Below are 18,687 nucleotides of genomic sequence, written 5' to 3' on the forward strand. Positions count from 1 at the left end.
GAAGGCCGCACCAGCGGCTGAGACGGTCCTGACCCCGGCCGTCGTCTCCGCCTCGATCACCGACCCCGGCGACGTCTCGACTCTGACAGTCCGCGGCGCACGAGTCCACAACCTGCAGAACGTCGACCTCGCGATCCCGCGCGACTCGCTCGTGGTGTTCACCGGCCTGAGCGGCTCGGGCAAGTCGTCCCTCGCGTTCGACACGATCTTCGCCGAGGGCCAGCGCCGCTATGTCGAGTCCCTGTCGGCGTACGCGCGGCAGTTCCTGGGCCAGGTGGATCGACCCGACGTCGACTTCATCGAGGGCCTCAGCCCCGCCGTCTCGATCGACCAGAAGTCGACCAACCGCAACCCGCGGTCGACCGTCGGCACGATCACCGAGATCTACGACTACATGCGCCTGCTCTGGGCCCGCATCGGAATCGCCCACTGCGCCGTCTGCGGTGAGACGATCAGCAAGCAGACGGTCCAGCAGATCGCCGATCAGCTGATGACGCTCGAGACGGGCCGCCGGTACCAGGTGCTCAGCCCCATCGTGTCGCAGAAGAAGGGCGAGTTCGTCGACCTCTTCAAAGAGCTGGCCTCGTCGGGCTACTCGCGAGCGATCGTCGACGGCGAGCAGATCCAGCTCAGCTCGCCGCCGGTTCTGAAGAAGCAGATCAAGCACGACATCTCGGTGGTCATCGATCGCCTGGTCGCCTCCGACGACGTCCTCTCGCGCCTCACCGACTCCCTCGAGACGGCGCTCCGCCTCACCGACGGCCTCGTGACCATCAACTTCGTCGACGAGACGGGCCCGGCAGCGTTCCGCACATTCTCTGAGAAGCTCTCGTGCCCGAACGGCCACCCCGTCCAGCTCACCGAGATCGAGCCCCGGACCTTCTCGTTCAACGCGCCGTTCGGCGCGTGCCCCGAGTGCTCCGGCCTCGGAACGAAGATGTCGGTCGACTCCGACCTCCTGCTGGGGGACGACGAGCTGAGCCTCGCCGAGGGCGTGATCCTGCCCTGGACCCAGTCGGGCAAGGGCCTCTACAACTACTTCCAGAAGCTCCTCGAAGGCCTCTCGGGCGACCTCGGCTTCTCGCTCAAGACGCCGTGGCGCGACCTCTCGGCCGAGGTGAAGAAAGCGGTGCTCGAGGGCAACGACTTCGAGGTCACGGTGCGCTACCGCAACCGCTTCGGCCGCGAGATGAAGTACTCCACCGGCTTCGAGGGCGTCATGCCCTACATCGAGCGCAAGTACGCCGAAGCCGAGAGCGACTCGCAGCGCCAGCGCTACGCCAGCTACCTCCGCGAGATCCCCTGCGTCGTCTGCAAGGGCAAGCGCCTCAAGCCCGAGGTGCTGGCCGTGCTCGTCGACGGGCGCAACATCGCCGACGTGTCCGAGCTCAGCCTCACCGACGCGTTCTCGTTCATGAACACCGTCGAGCTCACCGCACGCGAAGCCCGCATCGCCGCCCAGGTGCTGCGCGAGATCCGCGTCAGACTCGAGTTCCTGCTCGAAGTGGGCCTCACCTACCTGTCTCTGTCGCGATCGGCGGGCTCGCTCTCGGGCGGCGAGGCGCAGCGCATCCGTCTGGCCACCCAGATCGGATCAGGTCTCACGGGCGTGCTGTACGTGCTCGACGAACCCTCCATCGGCCTGCACCAGCGAGACAACCGCCGCCTCATCGACACTCTCGTCAAGCTCAAGAACCTCGGCAACACGCTGATCGTCGTCGAGCACGACGAAGACACCATCCGCACCGCCGACTGGATCGTCGACATCGGTCCGGGCGCGGGCGTCAACGGCGGCACGGTCGTGCACTCGGGCGGCTACGACGAGCTGCTGGCGAACACGTCGTCGTACACCGGCGACTACCTGGCCGGCCGACGCTCGATCGAGACGCCGACGAGCCGTCGCGCCCTCGACCCGGCCCGTAAGATCACGGTCGTCGGGGCCAAGGCCAACAACCTGCACGACGTCACGGTCGAGTTCCCGCTCGGCGCCTTCGTGGCCGTGACGGGAGTGAGCGGCTCGGGCAAGTCGTCGCTCGTGAACGACATCCTCTACAAGGTGCTCGCCAACCAGCTCAACGGCGCCCGGCAGATCCCCGGCAAGCACACCCGCGTCACCGGGCTCGACAACCTCGACAAGGTCGTGCACGTCGACCAGGCGCCCATCGGCCGCACGCCGCGCTCGAACCCCGCGACCTACACCGGCGTCTTCGACAAGATCCGCAACCTCTTCGCCGAGACCGTCGAGGCGAAGGCGCGCGGCTACCTGCCCGGCCGGTTCAGCTTCAACGTCAAGGGCGGCCGCTGCGAGAACTGCGCGGGCGACGGCACGATCAAGATCGAGATGAACTTCCTGCCCGACGTCTACGTCGCGTGCGAGGTCTGCCACGGCGACCGCTACAACCGCGACACGCTCCAGGTGCACTACAAGGGCAAGAACATCTCCGAGGTGCTCGACATGCCGATCAGCGAGGCGGCCGAGTTCTTCGCGCCGATCTCGGCGATCTCGCGGTTCATGACCACGCTGGTCGACGTCGGGCTCGGCTACGTCCGTCTCGGGCAGAGCGCGACCACGCTGTCGGGCGGCGAGGCGCAGCGCGTGAAACTGGCCACCGAGCTCCAGAAGCGCTCGAACGGCCGCAGCATCTACGTGCTCGACGAGCCGACCACCGGGCTGCACTTCGAAGACGTCCGCAAGCTCCTGCTGGTGCTGAACGGCCTCGTCGAGAAGGGCAACACGGTCATCACGATCGAGCACAACCTCGACGTGATCAAGTCGGCCGACTGGCTCATCGACATGGGCCCCGAGGGCGGCGCCGGCGGAGGGCGCGTGCTCGCTACGGGCACGCCCGAGCATCTCGCGGCGGTCCCGGAGAGCCACACCGGGCGGTTCCTGGCCGAGATCCTGTCCATCCCGCGTGGCGAGATCCCGGCGCCGGCCAAGGTGCGGGCGCGTGCGCCCCGCGCGAAGGCGCTGGCGAAGTAGGCCCACCCCATGGCGAACACCGTTTCCTGGCGCCCGAAGGCGGGCGACATCCCTACCCAGCCGGGCGTCTACCGCTGGCGCGACGAACGCGGCCGGGTGCTCTACGTGGGCAAGGCGAAGAACCTCCGCGCGCGTCTGAGCAACTACTTCGCGCCGCTTCCGTCGCTGCACGAGCGCACGCGGCGCATGGTGCTGACCGCGCGGAGCGTCGACTGGACCGTCGTCGGCACCGACATCGAGGCGCTCCAGCTCGAGTACACCTGGATCAAGGAGTTCGACCCGCCCTTCAACGTCAAGTTCCGCGACGACAAGACCTACCCCTTCATGGCGATCACCCTGGCCGACGAGGCGCCGCGGGTGATGGTGTCGCGCAACACGAAGATCAAGGGCGCCAAGTACTTCGGGCCCTTCCCCAAGATCTGGGCCGTGCACGACACGATCGACCTGATGATCAAGGTGTTCCCGATCCGCACCTGCTCCGACTCCAGCTACAAGAAGGCCATGGAGACGGGCAAGCCGTGCTTTCCCGGGCAGATCGGCCGCTGCGGAGGGCCGTGCTCGGGGCGGGTCACCGTCGAGGAGCACCGGGCGATCGTCGACGAGTTCGTGCGCTTCATGGGCAGCTACGACCGCAAGGTGATCGCCGAGCGGCAGCGCCTGATGAAGGTCGCCGCCGAAGAGCAGCGGTACGAGGAGGCCGCTCTGTACCGCGACCAGGTGGGCGCCCTCGAGGCCGTGCTCGAGAAGTCGGCCGTGGTCCTGCGCGATTCCGTCGATCTCGACCTGTTCGCCGTCGCGGAAGACGAGCTCGCGGCGGCCGTGCAGCTCTTCACCGTGCGCGGCGGCCGCATCCGCGGGGCCCGGGCGTGGGTGCTCGACAAAGAGATCGACATCTCGACCGGCGACATCGTCGAGCAGGCCGTTCAAGACGTCTACAGCAAAGGCGGCGACCTGCCGCGCGAGATCGTGGTGCCGGCACTGCCCGACGACGCGGAGGCCCTCGAGACATGGCTGACCGACCTGCGACGCGAGGGCAGCGCCGACGGCCGGGTCCGAGGCCGAGTGGCGCTTCACACGCCGGAGCGCGGTGACAAGGCGAACCTGATGCAGACCGCGGCGATCAACGCCGGACAAGCGCTCATGCTCTACAAGACTCGGAGGAGCGCCGACTTCGCGACGCGCTCGACCGCGCTGGCCGACATCCAGGAGGCCCTCGGCATGGACGAGGCGCCCCTGCGGATGGAGTGCTACGACGTCTCGCACCTGCAGGGCACCAACATCGTCGCCTCGATGGTCGTCTTCGAAGACGGCCTGCCTCGCAAAGACCAGTACCGACGGTTCAGCATCCCGTCGTCGACCGACGACACCGAGTCGATCCACCAGACGCTCACGAGGCGCCTGGCCCGCCTCGACGACGAGCTGGCGCCCGTCGAGGAGGTGGGGGAGCAGCGCAAGCGCTTCGCCTACCGCCCGAACCTCCTGATCGTCGACGGCGGCCAGCCGCAGGTCGCCGCGGCTCAGCGCGCGATGGACGACCTCGGCGTCACCGGCATCCAGCTCTGCGGCATCGCCAAGCGGCTGGAGGAGATCTGGCTGCCCGACGACGACTTCCCGGTGATCCTTCCGCGCAACTCCGACGCGCTCTTCCTGATCCAGCGGATCCGCGACGAGGCGCACCGCTTCGCGATCACCTTCCAGCGGCAGAAGCGCAAGAAGGACGTGGCGACGCAGCTCTCCGAGATCCCCGGTCTCGGCGCCGCCCGGGTCGCCACGCTGCTCAAGCACTTCGGCTCGGTCTCGCGCTTGAAGACCGCGACCGCTCACGACATCGCCGAGGTGAAGGGCATCGGGCCGAAGCTCGCCGACAGCATCGTCGCGACGCTCGGCGGCGGTGCTCAGGCCGCGAATCCCGCCTCGACGGAGGAGCCTGCCGATACACTCGTCTCGACCACGACGGAGGGCGAGGCGTGACGGACACCGCAGGAGCCCCGAGCGCCGCCGAGCAACAGGACGTCCTGATCGTCAGCGGAATGTCGGGCGCCGGCCGCTCCACTGTCGGCAACGCCCTCGAAGACCTCGGCTGGTACGTGGTCGACAATCTGCCCGCCCAGATGCTGCGACCTCTGATCGACCTCGCCGAACGCGCGGGCGACTCCCTCCCGAAGGTCGCCGCCGTGGTCGACGTGCGCGGCGGCCGCCTCTTCTCCGAGGCGCAGGAGGCCGTGCGGGCGCTGCAGGAGTCCATGCCGCAGAAGGTGCGCGTGCTGTTCCTCGACGCGACCGACGCCGCCCTGGTCCGCCGATTCGAGCAGGTCCGCCGTCCGCACCCGCTCCAGGGCGACGGCACGCTCCTCGACGGCATCCTCGCCGAGCGCAGCCGCATGGAAGAGCTCCGCGAGTCGAGCGACATCATCATCGACACCTCCGAGCTGAACATCCACCAGCTCGCGACCACGATCACCGAGAAGTTCGCCGCCCCCGAGACCCCCGGGGTGCAGGTCACCGTCCTGAGCTTCGGCTTCAAGTACGGACTGCCGACCGACGCCGACATGATCGGAGACGCGCGCTTCCTGCCGAACCCCTACTGGGTGCCCGAGCTCCGGGCGCACAACGGACTCGACGACGACGTCCAGCAGTACGTCCTGGGGCAACCGGGGGCGCGCCAGTTCATCGTGGCGTTCGGCGCCGCCCTCGAGCCTGTGATGGCCGGCTATCAGCGCGAGAACAAGAGACACGCTACGATCGCTATCGGCTGTACGGGCGGAAAACACCGATCGGTGACCCTCGTCGGCGAGCTGGCCGCGCATCTGCGCGGACTCCCGGGAGTAGCCGTCAGCGTGAAGCACCGCGACCTCGGTCGCGAGTGATCCCGCGATCGGCCCAGCCGTTGCCCGTGCCTGCCGAGGTCGGCACCCCGACCGCTTCGCCAGCGAAGCACCCATCCCGAAACATGTGAGGAACCGCTGTGGCTCAAACCGCCGACGTCAAAGAAGAACTCGCGCGAGTGGAGGTCCAGAAGACCACGGTCCGAGCGGCCGAGGTCGCCACGGTTCTTCGATTCGCCGGCGGTCTGCATGTCATCTCGGGGCGCATCGCCGTCGAGGCCGAGCTCGACAGCGCGCTGCTCGCCCGTCGGGTCCGCAAAGACCTCGCCGAGCTCTACGGTGCCCGCAGCGACGTCTCGGTGATCGCCGCGACCGGCCTCCGCCGCACCAGCCACTACCTCGTCCGCGTCCACGAGGCGGGCGAGACCCTCGCGCGCCAGACCGGTCTGATGGACGCCCGACGCCGCCCCGTGCGCGGCCTCCCCAACCGCCTCACGACCGGCTCCCGCGAAGACCTCGCCGCTATCTGGCGCGGCGCCTTCCTCGCTCAGGGCTCGCTCACCGACCCGGGCCGCTCGGCAGCTCTCGAGGTCGTCTGCCCCGGAAACGAGGCCGCCATGGCTCTCGTCGGCGCCGCAGGCCGCCTCGGCATCGCCGCGAAGGCCCGCGAGGTCCGCGGCGTCCACCGAGTCGTCATCCGCGACGGCGAGTCGATCAGCGCCATGCTCAAGCAGATGGGCGCCGAGAAGAGCGTCAGCGACTGGGAGGAGCTCCGTCAGCGCCGCGAGGTCCGCGCCACGGCCAATCGCCTGGTCAACTTCGACGACGCGAACCTCCGCCGTTCGGCCCAGGCCGCCGTCGCCGCCTGCGCCCGCGTCGACCGCGCCATGGAGATCCTCGGCGACGAGATCCCCGACCACCTCCGCTACGCCGGCGAGCTCCGCCTCGCGCACCGCGACGCGAGCCTCGACGAGCTCGGCCACCACGCCGACCCGCCGATGACGAAAGACGCCGTCGCCGGCCGCATCCGCCGCCTCCTCGCGATGGCCGACAAGAAGGCCGCCGACGACGGCATCCCAGGCACCGAGGCGAACCTGCCGGCCGACCTCGACCTCGACTAGCCGACCGAACACCGGGGCGCAGGAACTCTCCGACCGGCACCCACGAGTTTGGTCAGGCACCCCCCGGGGTTTCCTGAAGGTTTGCGTCGCGCGCGATCACCGTTCGCTGAGCCGTCACTACACTGGGCCAGTCAGCACCGAACCGCACCGCTAGCTAGGAGACGACGATGGCCGAATACACTCTTCCCGACCTTGCGTACGACTACTCGGCCCTCGCGCCGAGCATCTCGGGCCAGATCATGGAGCTGCACCACTCCAAGCACCACGCGACCTACGTCGCCGGCGCGAACACCGCCAACGCGGCGCTCGCCGAAGCCCGCGAGAGCGGCAACCTCGCGAACGTCAACAAGCTCGAGAAAGACCTGGCGTTCAACCTCGGCGGCCACGTCAACCACTCCATCTTCTGGACCAACATGTCCCCGGACGGCGGCGACAAGCCCACCGGCGACCTCGCGTCCGTCATCGACGACCAGTTCGGCTCGTTCGACCAGTTCGTCGCGCACTTCACCGCGGTCGGCCTCGGCGTCCAGGGCTCCGGCTGGGCCGTCCTCGCCTACGACATCGTCGGCCAGAAGCTCAGCATCTTCCAGCTCTTCGACCAGCAGGGCAACGTGCCCTTCGGCCTCGTGCCCCTGCTGATGCTCGACGTCTGGGAGCACGCCTACTACCTCGACTACAAGAACGTCCGCGCCGATTACATCAAGGCGTTCTGGAACATCGTCTCCTGGCAGAACGTCCAGGACCGCTACACAGCCGCCACGACCAAGACCGACGGCCTCATCGTCCTCTGACCCCTCTGCGCTACTGTCGTAGAGGCCCACAGCTCGTCTTTCATAGCCACAAGCCCCATCACGAAGCGCCTCCCGGCGCCTGAAAAACTGGAGATCCATTGAGCGTCAAGATCGGTATCAACGGCTTCGGCCGCATCGGCCGTAACTACTTCCGCGCCGCACTCGCCAAGGGCAGCGACCTCGAGATCGTCGCGGTCAACGACCTCACCGACAACGCAGCCCTCGCCAACCTCCTGAAGTTCGACTCGATCACGGGCCGCCTCGACGCGACCGTCGAGCTCGACGGCGACAGCATCGTCGTCAACGGCAAGCCGATCAAGGTCCTCGCCGAGCGCGACCCCGCCAACCTCCCCTGGGGCGAGCTGGGTGTCGACATCGTCATCGAGTCGACCGGCTTCTTCACCAAGGCCGAGGCCGCCAGGAAGCACATCGACGCCGGTGCCAAGAAGGTCATCATCTCCGCCCCCGCGACGGGCGACGACGTCACGATCGTCCTGGGCGTGAACGAAGACCAGTACGACCCCGCCAACCACCACATCATCTCCAACGCGTCGTGCACCACGAACAGCCTTGCGCCGCTCATGAAGGTCTTCCTCGACAAGTTCGGCGTCGAGCGAGGCCTCATGACGACGGTCCACGCCTACACGGCCGACCAGAACCTCCAGGACGGCCCGCACAGCGACCCGCGCCGTGCCCGCGCCGCAGCGCTCAACATCGTCCCGACCTCGACCGGTGCGGCCAAGGCCATCGGCCTCGTCCTCCCCGAGCTCGCCGGCAAGCTCGACGGCTACGCCCTGCGCGTCCCGGTGCCGACCGGCTCGATCACCGACGTCACGCTGGTCACCGAGACCCCCGTCACGGTCGACGAGATCAACGCCGCCTACAAGGAGGCCGCTGAGGGTCCCCTCAAGGGCATCCTGCTCTACTCCGAAGACCCCCTGGTGTCCAGCGACATCCGCACCGACCCGCACTCGTCCATCTACGACTCGGGACTGACCAAGGTCATCGGCAACATGGTCAAGATCACGTCGTGGTACGACAACGAGTGGGGCTACTCGAACCGTCTCGTCGACCTCGCCGAGTACGTCGCCGCCAAGCTCTGAGCTAGTCTCACGACTGCCCAGACGTCTGCGATCTAGAACAGAGACAGGCCACTCAATGCCTCTTCGTACCCTCGACTCCCTCGGAACCCTCTCCGGCAAGCGCGTCATCGTCCGCTGCGACCTGAACGTGCCGTTGAAAGACGGCGTGATCACCGACGACGGTCGCGTCCGCGCTTCGCTGGGAACCTTGAACACCCTGATCAACGCGGGTGCACGAGTCATCGTGATCTCGCACCTCGGCCGCCCCGACGGCGAGGTCAAGCCCGAATACAGCCTCGCGCCGGTCGCCCAGCGACTGAGCGAGCTGCTGGTCAAGTCGGTGGGCTTCGCCCCCGAGACGACCGGTCAGGCCACGACCGACGCGGTCATGGCGATGACCGACGGCCAGATCACGGTGCTCGAGAACCTCCGGTTCCAGGCTGCCGAGACGTCGAAGAGCGACGACGAGAGGAAGGCCTTCGCCGCGGAGCTCGCAGCTCTCGGCGAGGCCTTCGTCTCGGACGGCTTTGGTGTCGTGCACCGAAAGCAGGCCAGCGTGTACGACCTGCCGCAGCTCCTCCCGAGCGCGGCAGGCTCGCTCATCGAGACCGAGCTGAAGGTTCTCGACCGCCTGACCGAGAACCCCGAGCGCCCCTACACGGTCGTGCTCGGAGGCTCGAAGGTCTCCGACAAGCTCGGCGTCATCGAGCACCTGCTCCCTCGAGTCGACAATCTCCTGATCGGCGGCGGAATGCTCTTCACGTTCCTCGCGGCCCAGGGCCACGCCGTGGGCAAGAGCCTGCTCGAGGCCGACCAGCTCGACCGGGTCCGCGGCTACATCGCCGACGCGGAGTCGCGCGGCATCGACCTCGTCCTGCCGACCGATGTCGTGGTCGCCTCCGGCTTCTCGGCCGATGCCGAGCACGAGACGGTCGCAGCCGACGCGATCGAGTCCACCGGCTTCGGAGCGGACGGCATCGGACTCGACATCGGCCCCGACACGGCGAAGGCGTTCGCCGACATCATCACGGCGTCCACCACCGTCTTCTGGAACGGCCCCATGGGCGTGTTCGAGTTCGACGCGTTCGCCGCCGGCACCAAGACCGTCGCCCAGGCGCTGACCGAGGTCTCCGCCCTCGGTGTCGTCGGCGGCGGCGACTCCGCCTCCGCCGTCCGGGCCCTCGGGTTCCACGACGACCAGTTCGGTCACATCTCGACCGGCGGCGGCGCCAGCCTCGAGTTCCTCGAGGGCAAGAAGCTCCCCGGACTGGAGGTCCTCGGATGGTAACCGCACGTCGCCCGCTCATCGCCGGCAACTGGAAGATGAACCTCGACCACCTGCAGTCGATCGCCTTCGTGCAGAAGCTCGCGTGGAACCTCAAAGACGCGAAGCACGATGCCGCTACCGTCGAGGCGGCGATCTTCCCCCCGTTCACCGACCTCCGCAGCGTGCAGACCCTGATCGACGCCGACAAGCTCGAGCTCGAGCTGGGTGCGCAGGACCTCTCCGACAACGACTCCGGAGCCTTCACCGGCGACATCTCGGGCGCCTTCCTGTCAAAGCTCGCCGTGAAGTACGTCATCGTCGGCCACTCCGAACGCCGCACGATCCACCTCGAGTCCGACGAGGTCGTGGCCAGCAAGGTCGCCGCGGCTCACCGCAACGGCCTCGTGCCGGTCGTCTGCGTCGGCGAGACGGCCGACGATCTCGAGAAGCACGGCCCGAGCGCCGTGCCCGTCGCCCAGCTCAAGGCCGCCCTGGCGGCCGTTCCGTCCTCTGCCGAGATCGTCGTCGCCTACGAGCCCGTGTGGGCCATCGGCTCCGGCCAGGCGGCTACGCCCGACCAGGCCCAGCAGGTCTGCGCCGCCCTCCGCGCGACTCTGGTCGACCTCCTCGGAGCCGATGCCGCGGCCTCGACGCGGGTCCTCTACGGCGGCAGCGTGAAGGCGTCGAACATCGCCTCGTTCATGCGCGAGCCCGACGTCGACGGCGCGCTGGTGGGCGGTGCGAGCCTCGATATCACCGAGTTCGCGAGCATCATCCGCTACCAGAACCACGTCGGAGTCTGAAACAGCGGGCCGTCCAGTTATAATTGCTGTCGGCCCGCCCCTCGAAAGGTTCTCCGTGCAAATTCTCCAGGTCGTACTGCAGGTGGTGCTCGGCATCACGAGCCTCCTGCTGACCCTCCTCATCCTCCTTCACCGCGGGCGTGGTGGTGGCCTCTCCGACATGTTCGGCGGCGGCGTCACCAGCAACCTCGGCGCGTCGGGGGTCGCAGAGCGCAACCTCAACCGCATCACCGTCATCCTCGGCCTGATCTGGATCACCTCGATCGTGGTCCTCGGCCTCATCACCAAGTTCTCGGCAGGTTCGTAATGGCTTCAGGCGGCAGCGCAATCCGTGGGTCTCGCGTCGGCGCAGGCCCCATGGGCGAACAAGACCGCGGCTTCCACGCCGAGCGGATCACTATCTCCTACTGGGATGCCCTCGGCAACGAGGTCGTCCGCCACTTCGCGGCGAATGTCCCCGACGAAGAGATCCCCGAGACGGTCGACTCGCCCTCGAGCGGCCTGCCGGCCGGTCGCGACAAAGACAACCCGCCTGTCGTCGCGAAGCTCGAGCCGTACAAGACGCACCTCGCCTACGTGAAAGAGCGTCGCACCGAAGAAGAGGCGGCACAGCTCCTCGACGAGGCGCTTCAGCAGCTCCGCCAGCGTCGCGGCAAGGTTCCGGCCAAGAAGGCGTAGCGCCGCGGCTTTCCGCACGAACTGGCAGAGGCCCCCGAACGTCATGTTCGGGGGCCTCTGCCAGTTCCTGCGCCCCTCTGAGTCGCCCGGCACGAACGACGAAGCGCGCACACCCTGAGGGGCGTGCGCGCTTCGAGATGCCGCGACTAGTACGTCGAGGCGATGAGCTGCTCGGGTACTTCAGCGGCAGCGTCTTTGTCGACGAAGAACACGGTGCGCTTGCGGCCCTTGACGCCCGCCACCGGCACCTGGTCGGCGCCGGCACCCGCGAGGGCGAGCCCGAGCGACGCGGCCTTCTCAGCGCCCGCGAGGATCATCCACACGCGTTGGGAGTTGTTGATCGCCGGGAGACTGAGCGAGAGGCGGACGGGCGGCGGCTTGGGGGAGTCGTCGATCGTGAGGACAGTCGGCTCGGTCGCACTGATCTGCGGCTTGTCCGGGAACAGCGACGCGACGTGACCATCGGGCCCGACGCCGAGCAGTGTGATGTCGAAGCGGGGCGACTCGTCGTCACCCTGCGCGAACTCCTTGAGCTCGGCCACGTACGCGGCCGCGGCCTCGTCGACAGAGGCGAGCTCGCCCACTGCGGCGAAGCGGTGCACGTTCTCGGCGGGAACGCCGATGTGGTCGAGCAGATCGATGCCGTTCTGCTTGTCGTTGCGGTCGGCGCTGTCAGCCTCGACCCAGCGCTCGTCAGACCACCAGAAGGACACCTTCGACCAGTCGACGCTGTCGCGCGCCTCAGACCGGTTGATCGCTGCGAGCACGAGGGTGCTGACCGAACCGCCGCTCAGGACGACGGAGGCGTAGTCCTGCTCCTCGATGACATCGATGATCTTGGTGATGAAGCGGGCCGCGACGGATGCGCCGAGGCTCTGCTTGTCAGGGTGAACGAGCACCCGGCGTTCATTCGTCACACTCAGTTGCTTTCTTGGTCGTCGCGCAATTGCTTCACGCCGGTCTTCACGACATTCCCGAACAGGGAGTCTGGGTCGAGTCTACGGAGTTCCTCGGCCAGGCAGTCGCGCAGGGACCGGCGTGGCAGCGACAGGTCGTGCACGGGCTGCCCCGGCTGCGACAGCGTGGCGACGTTCACGATCGACCGCTCGAGCTCGATAGGGCCCGATTCACGGATCAGCTTGACGCCGTGGATGCCGCTCGAGCCGGTCGCCCGGGTCGTGAGCGAGTGATCTACCGGGACCTGCAGCTGCAGGCGGAGCCAGGCCGCGAGCAGAAGCGTGGACGGGGAGTCGGCTGCTCCGGACACCTCGACAGCGGTCACGGGCTCGTACGGCGGCTGGTCGAGAGCCGCGGCGAGCTGCGTGCGCCAGAGGGTGAGGCGGGTCCACGCGAAGTCGGTGTCGCCCGGTTCGTACGTCGACGCCAGGTCGACGATCGACCGGAGGGGGTTGCTCTGCGCGGCGGCGTCGGTGATGCGGCGCTGCGCGATCCTGCCCAGAGGCGACTCCGAGACGACGGCGGGCGCCTTGCCCGGCCACCAGGCGACGACCGGAGCGTCGGGCAGGAGCAGGCCCGTGACCAGCCCCTCCTCGTCGGCCGCGATGTCTCCGTACGCGCGGAGCAGGATGACCTCGCTCGCGCCGGCGTCGCCGCCCACACGGATCTGGGCGTCGAGGCGGGCCTCGGAGCCGTCGGCGCCGTCGTCTTCGGTCGAGATCACGATGACGCGCATCGGGTGCTCGCGCGACGCCTCGTTGGCGGCCTCGATGGCCTCCTCCTCGTGCCCGAGGCTCGTGGAGATGACCAGCGTGAGCACGCGACCCAGGGCGACCACGCCGCCCTCCTCGCGGATCTTGACGAGGGCCTTCGAGATGTGGCTGATGGTGCTGTCGGGAAGATCGACGATCACGGACGCCTCCAGGTTCGGCCGTCACGGGCCATGAGCTCATCGGCGGAGGCGGGGCCCCACGTGCCGGGTCGGTACTGATCGGGCTGGCCCTGCGTCGCCCAGAACTCCTCGATCGGGTCGAGGATCTTCCACGAGAGCTCCACCTCTTCGTGACGGGGGAACAGCGGCGGGTCGCCGAGGAGGACGTCGAGGATCAAACGCTCGTAGGCCTCGGGACTCGCTTCGGTGAAGGCGTGGCCGTAGCCGAAGTCCATCGTGACGTCGCGCACCTGGGTGCCGATGCCGGGGACCTTGGAGCCGAAGCGGAGCGTGACGCCCTCGTCGGGCTGCACGCGGATGACGAGGGCGTTCTGGCCGAGCTCGGCACCGTCACCCAGACCGAAGACGTTCTCGGGGACGCGCTTGAAGACGACCGCGATCTCCGTGACCCGGCGGCCGAGGCGCTTGCCGGCACGGAGGTAGAACGGGACTCCCGACCAGCGACGCGTCGCGATCTCGAGCTTGATCGCCGCGAAGGTCTCCGTGACGGAGTCGGGGTTCATGCCGCCCTCCTCCAGGAAGCCGAGCACCTTCTCGCCGCCCTGCCAGCCACCGGAGTACTGCCCGCGAGCGGTGCCCTTCGAGAGGTCTTCGGGGATGCGGACGGCGGAGAGGACCTTCTCCTTCTCGGCCCGGAGATCCTTCGCGCCGAAGCTCACGGGCTCTTCCATCGCCGTGAGGGCGAGGAGCTGGAGCAGGTGGTTCTGAATGACGTCGCGCGCCGCGCCGATGCCGTCGTAGTAGCCGGCCCGGCCGGCCACGCCGATGTCCTCGGCCATGGTGATCTGCACGTGGTCGACGTAGTTGCTGTTCCACAGCGGCTCGTACATCTGGTTGGCGAAGCGCAGCGTCAGGAGGTTCTGGACGGTCTCCTTGCCGAGATAGTGGTCGATGCGGAACACCGAGTCGGGTTCAAAGACGGTCTCGACGACGGCGTTGAGCTCGCGCGCTGTCGTCAGGTCGGAACCGAACGGCTTCTCGATGACCACGCGGCGCCAGGCGCCGTCCGCCGTGTCGTCGGCCAGGCCGGAGTTGCGGAGCTGCTCGGTCACGAGCGGGAACGCCTTCGGAGGGATGGACAGGTAGAACGCGTGATTGCCCATCGTGCCGCGCTCGGTGTCGAGCTCGTCGATGGTCTGCTTGAGCTCGGCGAAGGCGCTCGCGTCGTCGAAGGAGCCCTGGACGAACCGGATCCCCTCTTTGAGCTGACGCCAGACGTCTTCGTCGAAGGGGGTGCGAGCGTGCTGCTTGACCGCCTCGTAGACGACCTGCTCGAAATCCTGGTCCTCCCACTCGCGCCGGGCGAAGCCGACGAGAGCGAAGCCCGGGGGGAGGAGGCCGCGATTGGCCAGGTCGTACACGGCCGGCATCAGCTTCTTGCGTGACAGATCGCCTGTCACGCCGAAGATGATGAGGCCGCTCGGACCGGCTATGCGGTTGAGTCGGCGGTCGGAGGGCAACCTCAGAGGGTTGAACTCCGGCGTGATTTCCACCGGTGCCATTGTCGAATCGTTGTCCTTGCCTCGTAGTGCTGTGACGTGCGCGCCGCCCCGACGTGCAGCAGGGCCCGGGCGGCAAGAAGGCGGGCGCGGGGATGACCCCGCGCCCGCCTCGTTGTCAGCGGGTTGCGCTGATGCTGATCGCTTGGATCACTGCTACTTGGCAGCCTCGAGAGCGGCCGTGACCGTGTCGAGCAGCTCGTTCCAGGAGACGATGAACTTGTCGACGCCCTCCGACTCGAGCACCCCGACGACGTCGTCGTACGAGATGCCCTGGGCCGCGATGGCGTCCATGACCTCGTTGGCGGCGGCGTAGGAGCCCGTGATGGTGTCGCCGGCGATGACCCCGTGGTCGAAGGTGGCCTCGAGGGTCTTCTCCGGCATGGTGTTGACGACGTCGGCGGCGACGAGCTCGACCACGTACGTGGTGTCGAGAACCGCAGGGTCCTTCACGCCGGTCGAGGCCCAGAGCGGACGCTGCTTGTTGGCGCCGGCGGCCAGGAGACCCGTGGCGCGCTCGGTGGCGAAGGCCTGCTCGTAGACCTCGTAGGCGAGCTGGGCATTCGCGACGCCCGCCTTGCCCTTGAGTGCCTTGGCCTCGTCGGTGCCGACGGCCTCGAGGCGCTTGTCGATCTCGGTGTCGACGCGCGACACGAAGAAGGAGGCGACCGAGTGGATCTTCGAGAGGTCCTTGCCGGCGGCCTTGGCCTGCTCGAGACCGGCCAGGTAGGCCTGGATCACGGCACGGTAGCGCTCGAGCGAGAAGATCAGCGTGACGTTGACGCTGATGCCCTCGGCGATGACGGCGGTGATGGCCTCGAGACCCTCGATGGTCGCCGGAATCTTGATGAGGACGTTCTCTTTGTCGACCTTCGCGTAGAGCTGCTTGGCCTGGCTGATCGTGCCGGCGGCGTCGTGAGCGAGCCCCGGCTCGACCTCGATCGAGACGCGGCCGTCGAAGCCGGCGGTCGAGTCGTAGATCGGCTTGAAGACGTTGCAGGCATCCGCGACGTCGTCCGTCGTGATCTCGAACACCGCGTCGGTGACGCCGGTGCCGGCCTTGGCCAGCTCGGCGACCTGCTCGTCGTAGGCCTCGCCCTTGGCGAGAGCCGATGCGAAGATCGTCGGGTTCGTGGTCACGCCGACGACGTTGCGCTCGGCGATCAGCTTCTGCAGGCCCTCGGACTTGATGCGCTCGCGCGACAGGTCGTCGAGCCAGATGCTCACGCCCGCAGCTGACAGCTCGGCGGTGGGGGTGGTGGCGGTGGTCTGGGTGTCAGTCATTTTTCTTCTTCCTTCGTCTGGCTCGTCGCCCGTTACAGGGCGGCCAGCGAGTTCAGCGAGTCCTTGGCAGCGGCGACCGCGGCCTCGGTCGTCATGCCGAACTTCTTGTAGAGGGTCTTGTAGTCGGCCGAGGCGCCGAAGTGCTCGATCGACACGGAGCGGCCGGCGTCGCCGACGATGCCGCGCCACGGCATGGCGATGGCGGCCTCGATCGAGACGCGCGCCTTGATCGACGACGGGAGCACGGACTCCTTGTACTCGTCCGACTGCTCGTCGAACCACTCGAGGCTCGGGGCCGAGACGACTCGGGCGTTGATGCCCTCGCCGCGAAGCGCCTCGCGGGCGTCGACAGCGATCTGGACCTCGGATCCGGTAGCGATGAGGATCACGTCGGGGGTTCCGCCCGGGGCCTCGGCCAGGACGTAGGCGCCCTTGGCGACGTTCTTCGCCGAGGCGAAGGTCTCGCCGACGGCGTCGCCGTCGCCGCGCTCGAAGACGGGGAGGTTCTGGCGGCTGAGCGCGAGGCCGGCGGGGCCGGAGAAGCGCTGCAGGATCGTCAGCCAGGCGTAGGCGGTCTCGTTGGCGTCGGCGGGGCGCACCATGTCGAGGCCCGGGATCGCGCGCAGGGCAGCGAGCTGCTCGACCGGCTGGTGCGTCGGGCCGTCCTCGCCGAGAGCGACGGAGTCGTGGGTCCAGACGTAGGTGACCGGCGACTTCATGAGGGCGGCGAGTCGGACTGCCGGGCGCATGTAGTCGGAGAAGATCAGGAACGTTCCGCCGAAGGGGCGCGTGTTGCCGTGCAGCGCGATGCCGTTGAGGATCGAGCCCATGGCGTGCTCGCGGATGCCGAAGTGGAGGACGCGGCCGTAGGGGTTGCCCGTCCACTCGTGGGTCGACCACTCCGACGGCACGAACGACTGCGCGCTCGAGATCGTGGTGAGGTTCGACTCGGCGAGGTCGGCCGAGCCGCCCCAGAACTCGGGGACGACGCCGGCGATGGCGTTGATGACCTTGCCGGAGGCGGCGCGGGTCGAGACCTCTTTGCCGGGCTCGAAGACGGGCAGCGCCGCCTCGAGGCCATCGGGCAGCTCGCCCGCGAGCATGCGGTCGAGGAGGGCCTTCTTGTCGGGGTTCGCCGCAGCCCACTCGTCGAGCCTGGTGTTCCACTCGGCGTGCTGGGCTTGGCCGCGCTCGACGGCCTTGCGGGTGTGCGACAGGACCTCGGGGTCGACGTCGAACGACTTCTCCGGGTCGAACTCGAGGAAGCGCTTGAGGCCGGCGATCTCTTCGGCGCCGAGAGCGGAGCCGTGCGACTTGCCGGAGCCCTGCTTGGTGGGCGACGGCCACGCGATGATGGTCTTGAGGATGATCAGCGACGGCTTGTCGGTGACGCCCTGGGCGCGCTCGATGGCGTCGTTCAGCTCGGCGACGTCTTCGACGTACTCGCCGGTCTTCTTCCAGTCGACGACCTGGACGTGCCAGTCGTAGGCCTCGAAGCGCTTGTGGACGTCCTCGGTGAAGGCGATGTTCGTGTCGTCCTCGATCGAGATCTGGTTCGAGTCGTAGATCGCGATCAGGTTGCCGAGCTGCTGGTGGCCGGCGAGCGAGGCGGCCTCGCTGGTCACGCCCTCCTGCATGTCGCCGTCGCCGGCGATCACGTAGACGAAGTGGTCGAAGGGGCTGGTGCCGGCGGGGGCCTCCGGGTCGAACAGGCCGCGCTCGAAGCGGGCCGCGTAGGCGAAGCCGACGGAGCTGGCGAGACCCTGGCCCAGGGGGCCGGTGGTGATCTCGATTCCGTCGGTGTGGCCGTACTCGGGGTGACCCGGGGTCTTCGAGCCCCACGTGCGGAGCTGCTCCAGGTCTTCGAGCTCGAGGCCGTAGCCGCCGAGGTAGAACTGGATGTACTGCGTCAGCGACGAGTGGCCGACGGACAGGATGAAGCGGTCGCGACCGATCCAGGTGCTGTCGCTGGGGTCGCGGTGCATGACCTTCTGGAAGAGGAGGTAGGCGGCAGGAGCGAGGCTCATGGCCGTGCCGGGGTGGCCGTTGCCCACCTTCTCCACCGCGTCGGCCGCGAGAACGCGGACAGTGTTCACTGCCTTGTTGTCAATGGATTCCCATTGCAGATCTGCCACTTGAAGATGACCCTTCTTGATGCGAGATTGTCTTGTTGCAGGATTGGGCGGGTTGTCGATCCCGCACCGTGTCTGTCGAAGACACTGACATGCTCGCCGAGGCTTCATCGACTCGACCCCGGGACGCACTTGTTGCATACGAGCCCTCCGGGCCTGCTGCCGGGCATACCTCTAGGAACGACATCGACACGGACTGTGTGATCGGCGCCCTGGGCCCTGCAACTGGCAAGCACCCCAAGTATAGAGAGGTCATGGCGCCCTTCGCCCGCTCGTGACGCATCGATTCGCGCTGAGCGCAGACATTCATCGA

Annotated in this window: 15 protein-coding genes; 10 read left to right on the forward strand and 5 right to left on the reverse strand. The window is 67.9% G+C overall.

The window, feature by feature from the left end; genetic code table 11:
* Positions 1–55: 55 nt before the first annotated feature.
* The 10 genes from uvrA to AC07TY_RS03435 all read left to right on the forward strand — a co-directional run bounded on the left by uvrA (position 56) and on the right by AC07TY_RS03435 (position 11,550).
* A complete protein-coding gene (gene uvrA / locus AC07TY_RS03390) occupies positions 56–2,983 on the forward strand; it encodes an excinuclease ABC subunit UvrA (protein WP_494784552.1) in 2,928 nt (975 codons plus the stop codon).
* A gap of 9 nt (positions 2,984–2,992) precedes the next feature.
* The gene (gene uvrC, locus AC07TY_RS03395) at positions 2,993–4,954 is read left to right on the forward strand and encodes an excinuclease ABC subunit UvrC (RefSeq protein ID WP_494784329.1); all 1,962 of its coding nucleotides are present in this window, start codon (positions 2,993–2,995) and stop codon (positions 4,952–4,954) included.
* On the forward strand, positions 4,951–5,850 hold the full coding sequence (gene rapZ, locus AC07TY_RS03400) for an RNase adapter RapZ (protein ID WP_488626246.1): 900 nt from the start codon (positions 4,951–4,953) through the stop codon (positions 5,848–5,850). The genes uvrC and rapZ overlap by 4 nt, the downstream gene beginning before the upstream one ends.
* A 98-nt stretch (positions 5,851–5,948) precedes the next feature.
* Positions 5,949–6,929, forward strand: a complete 981-nt coding sequence (gene whiA / locus AC07TY_RS03405; RefSeq protein ID WP_123504557.1) for a DNA-binding protein WhiA — start codon at positions 5,949–5,951, stop codon at positions 6,927–6,929.
* Positions 6,930–7,096: 167 nt separating this feature from the next.
* Positions 7,097–7,720 carry a superoxide dismutase gene (locus AC07TY_RS03410; protein WP_123504556.1) on the forward strand — a complete coding sequence of 208 codons (624 nt, stop codon included), beginning with the start codon at positions 7,097–7,099 and terminating at the stop codon, positions 7,718–7,720.
* A 98-nt stretch (positions 7,721–7,818) separates the two neighbouring features.
* Positions 7,819–8,823, forward strand: a complete 1,005-nt coding sequence (gap, locus tag AC07TY_RS03415; RefSeq protein ID WP_488626245.1) for a type I glyceraldehyde-3-phosphate dehydrogenase — start codon at positions 7,819–7,821, stop codon at positions 8,821–8,823.
* A 55-nt stretch (positions 8,824–8,878) separates the two neighbouring features.
* Entirely contained in the window at positions 8,879–10,090 is a 1,212-nt protein-coding gene (locus tag AC07TY_RS03420; protein WP_494784330.1) for a phosphoglycerate kinase, read from the forward strand.
* Positions 10,084–10,872, forward strand: a complete 789-nt coding sequence (gene tpiA, locus AC07TY_RS03425) for a triose-phosphate isomerase (protein WP_123504553.1) — start codon at positions 10,084–10,086, stop codon at positions 10,870–10,872. Before AC07TY_RS03420 ends, tpiA begins: the two co-directional genes overlap by 7 nt.
* Positions 10,873–10,927: 55 nt before the next feature.
* Complete coding sequence (gene secG / locus AC07TY_RS03430; protein WP_123504552.1) at positions 10,928–11,179, forward strand: preprotein translocase subunit SecG; 252 nt, start codon at positions 10,928–10,930, stop codon at positions 11,177–11,179.
* Entirely contained in the window at positions 11,179–11,550 is a 372-nt protein-coding gene (locus AC07TY_RS03435) for an RNA polymerase-binding protein RbpA (RefSeq protein ID WP_123504551.1), read from the forward strand. Before secG ends, AC07TY_RS03435 begins: the two co-directional genes overlap by 1 nt.
* A 146-nt stretch (positions 11,551–11,696) precedes the next feature.
* Here AC07TY_RS03435 and pgl read toward each other — a convergent pair whose 3' ends face one another.
* The 5 genes from pgl to tkt form a co-directional block, all read right to left on the reverse strand.
* Positions 11,697–12,467, reverse strand: a complete 771-nt coding sequence (gene pgl, locus AC07TY_RS03440; RefSeq protein WP_494784331.1) for a 6-phosphogluconolactonase — start codon at positions 12,465–12,467, stop codon at positions 11,697–11,699.
* Between the two features lie 2 nt (positions 12,468–12,469).
* A complete protein-coding gene (locus tag AC07TY_RS03445; RefSeq protein WP_494784332.1) occupies positions 12,470–13,420 on the reverse strand; it encodes a glucose-6-phosphate dehydrogenase assembly protein OpcA in 951 nt (316 codons plus the stop codon).
* Positions 13,417–14,961 (reverse strand): glucose-6-phosphate dehydrogenase, encoded by a 1,545-nt coding sequence (gene zwf, locus AC07TY_RS03450; RefSeq protein ID WP_123504548.1) that lies wholly within the window; start codon positions 14,959–14,961, stop codon positions 13,417–13,419. The genes AC07TY_RS03445 and zwf overlap by 4 nt, the downstream gene beginning before the upstream one ends.
* A 153-nt stretch (positions 14,962–15,114) precedes the next feature.
* A complete protein-coding gene (tal, locus tag AC07TY_RS03455; RefSeq protein ID WP_123504547.1) occupies positions 15,115–16,242 on the reverse strand; it encodes a transaldolase in 1,128 nt (375 codons plus the stop codon).
* A 32-nt stretch (positions 16,243–16,274) separates the two neighbouring features.
* Complete coding sequence (gene tkt, locus AC07TY_RS03460; RefSeq protein WP_123504546.1) at positions 16,275–18,377, reverse strand: transketolase; 2,103 nt, start codon at positions 18,375–18,377, stop codon at positions 16,275–16,277.
* Positions 18,378–18,687: the final 310 nt, after the last annotated feature.

The sequence above is a fragment of the Frondihabitans sp. GW821-FHT04F02 genome (assembly GCF_059420045.1).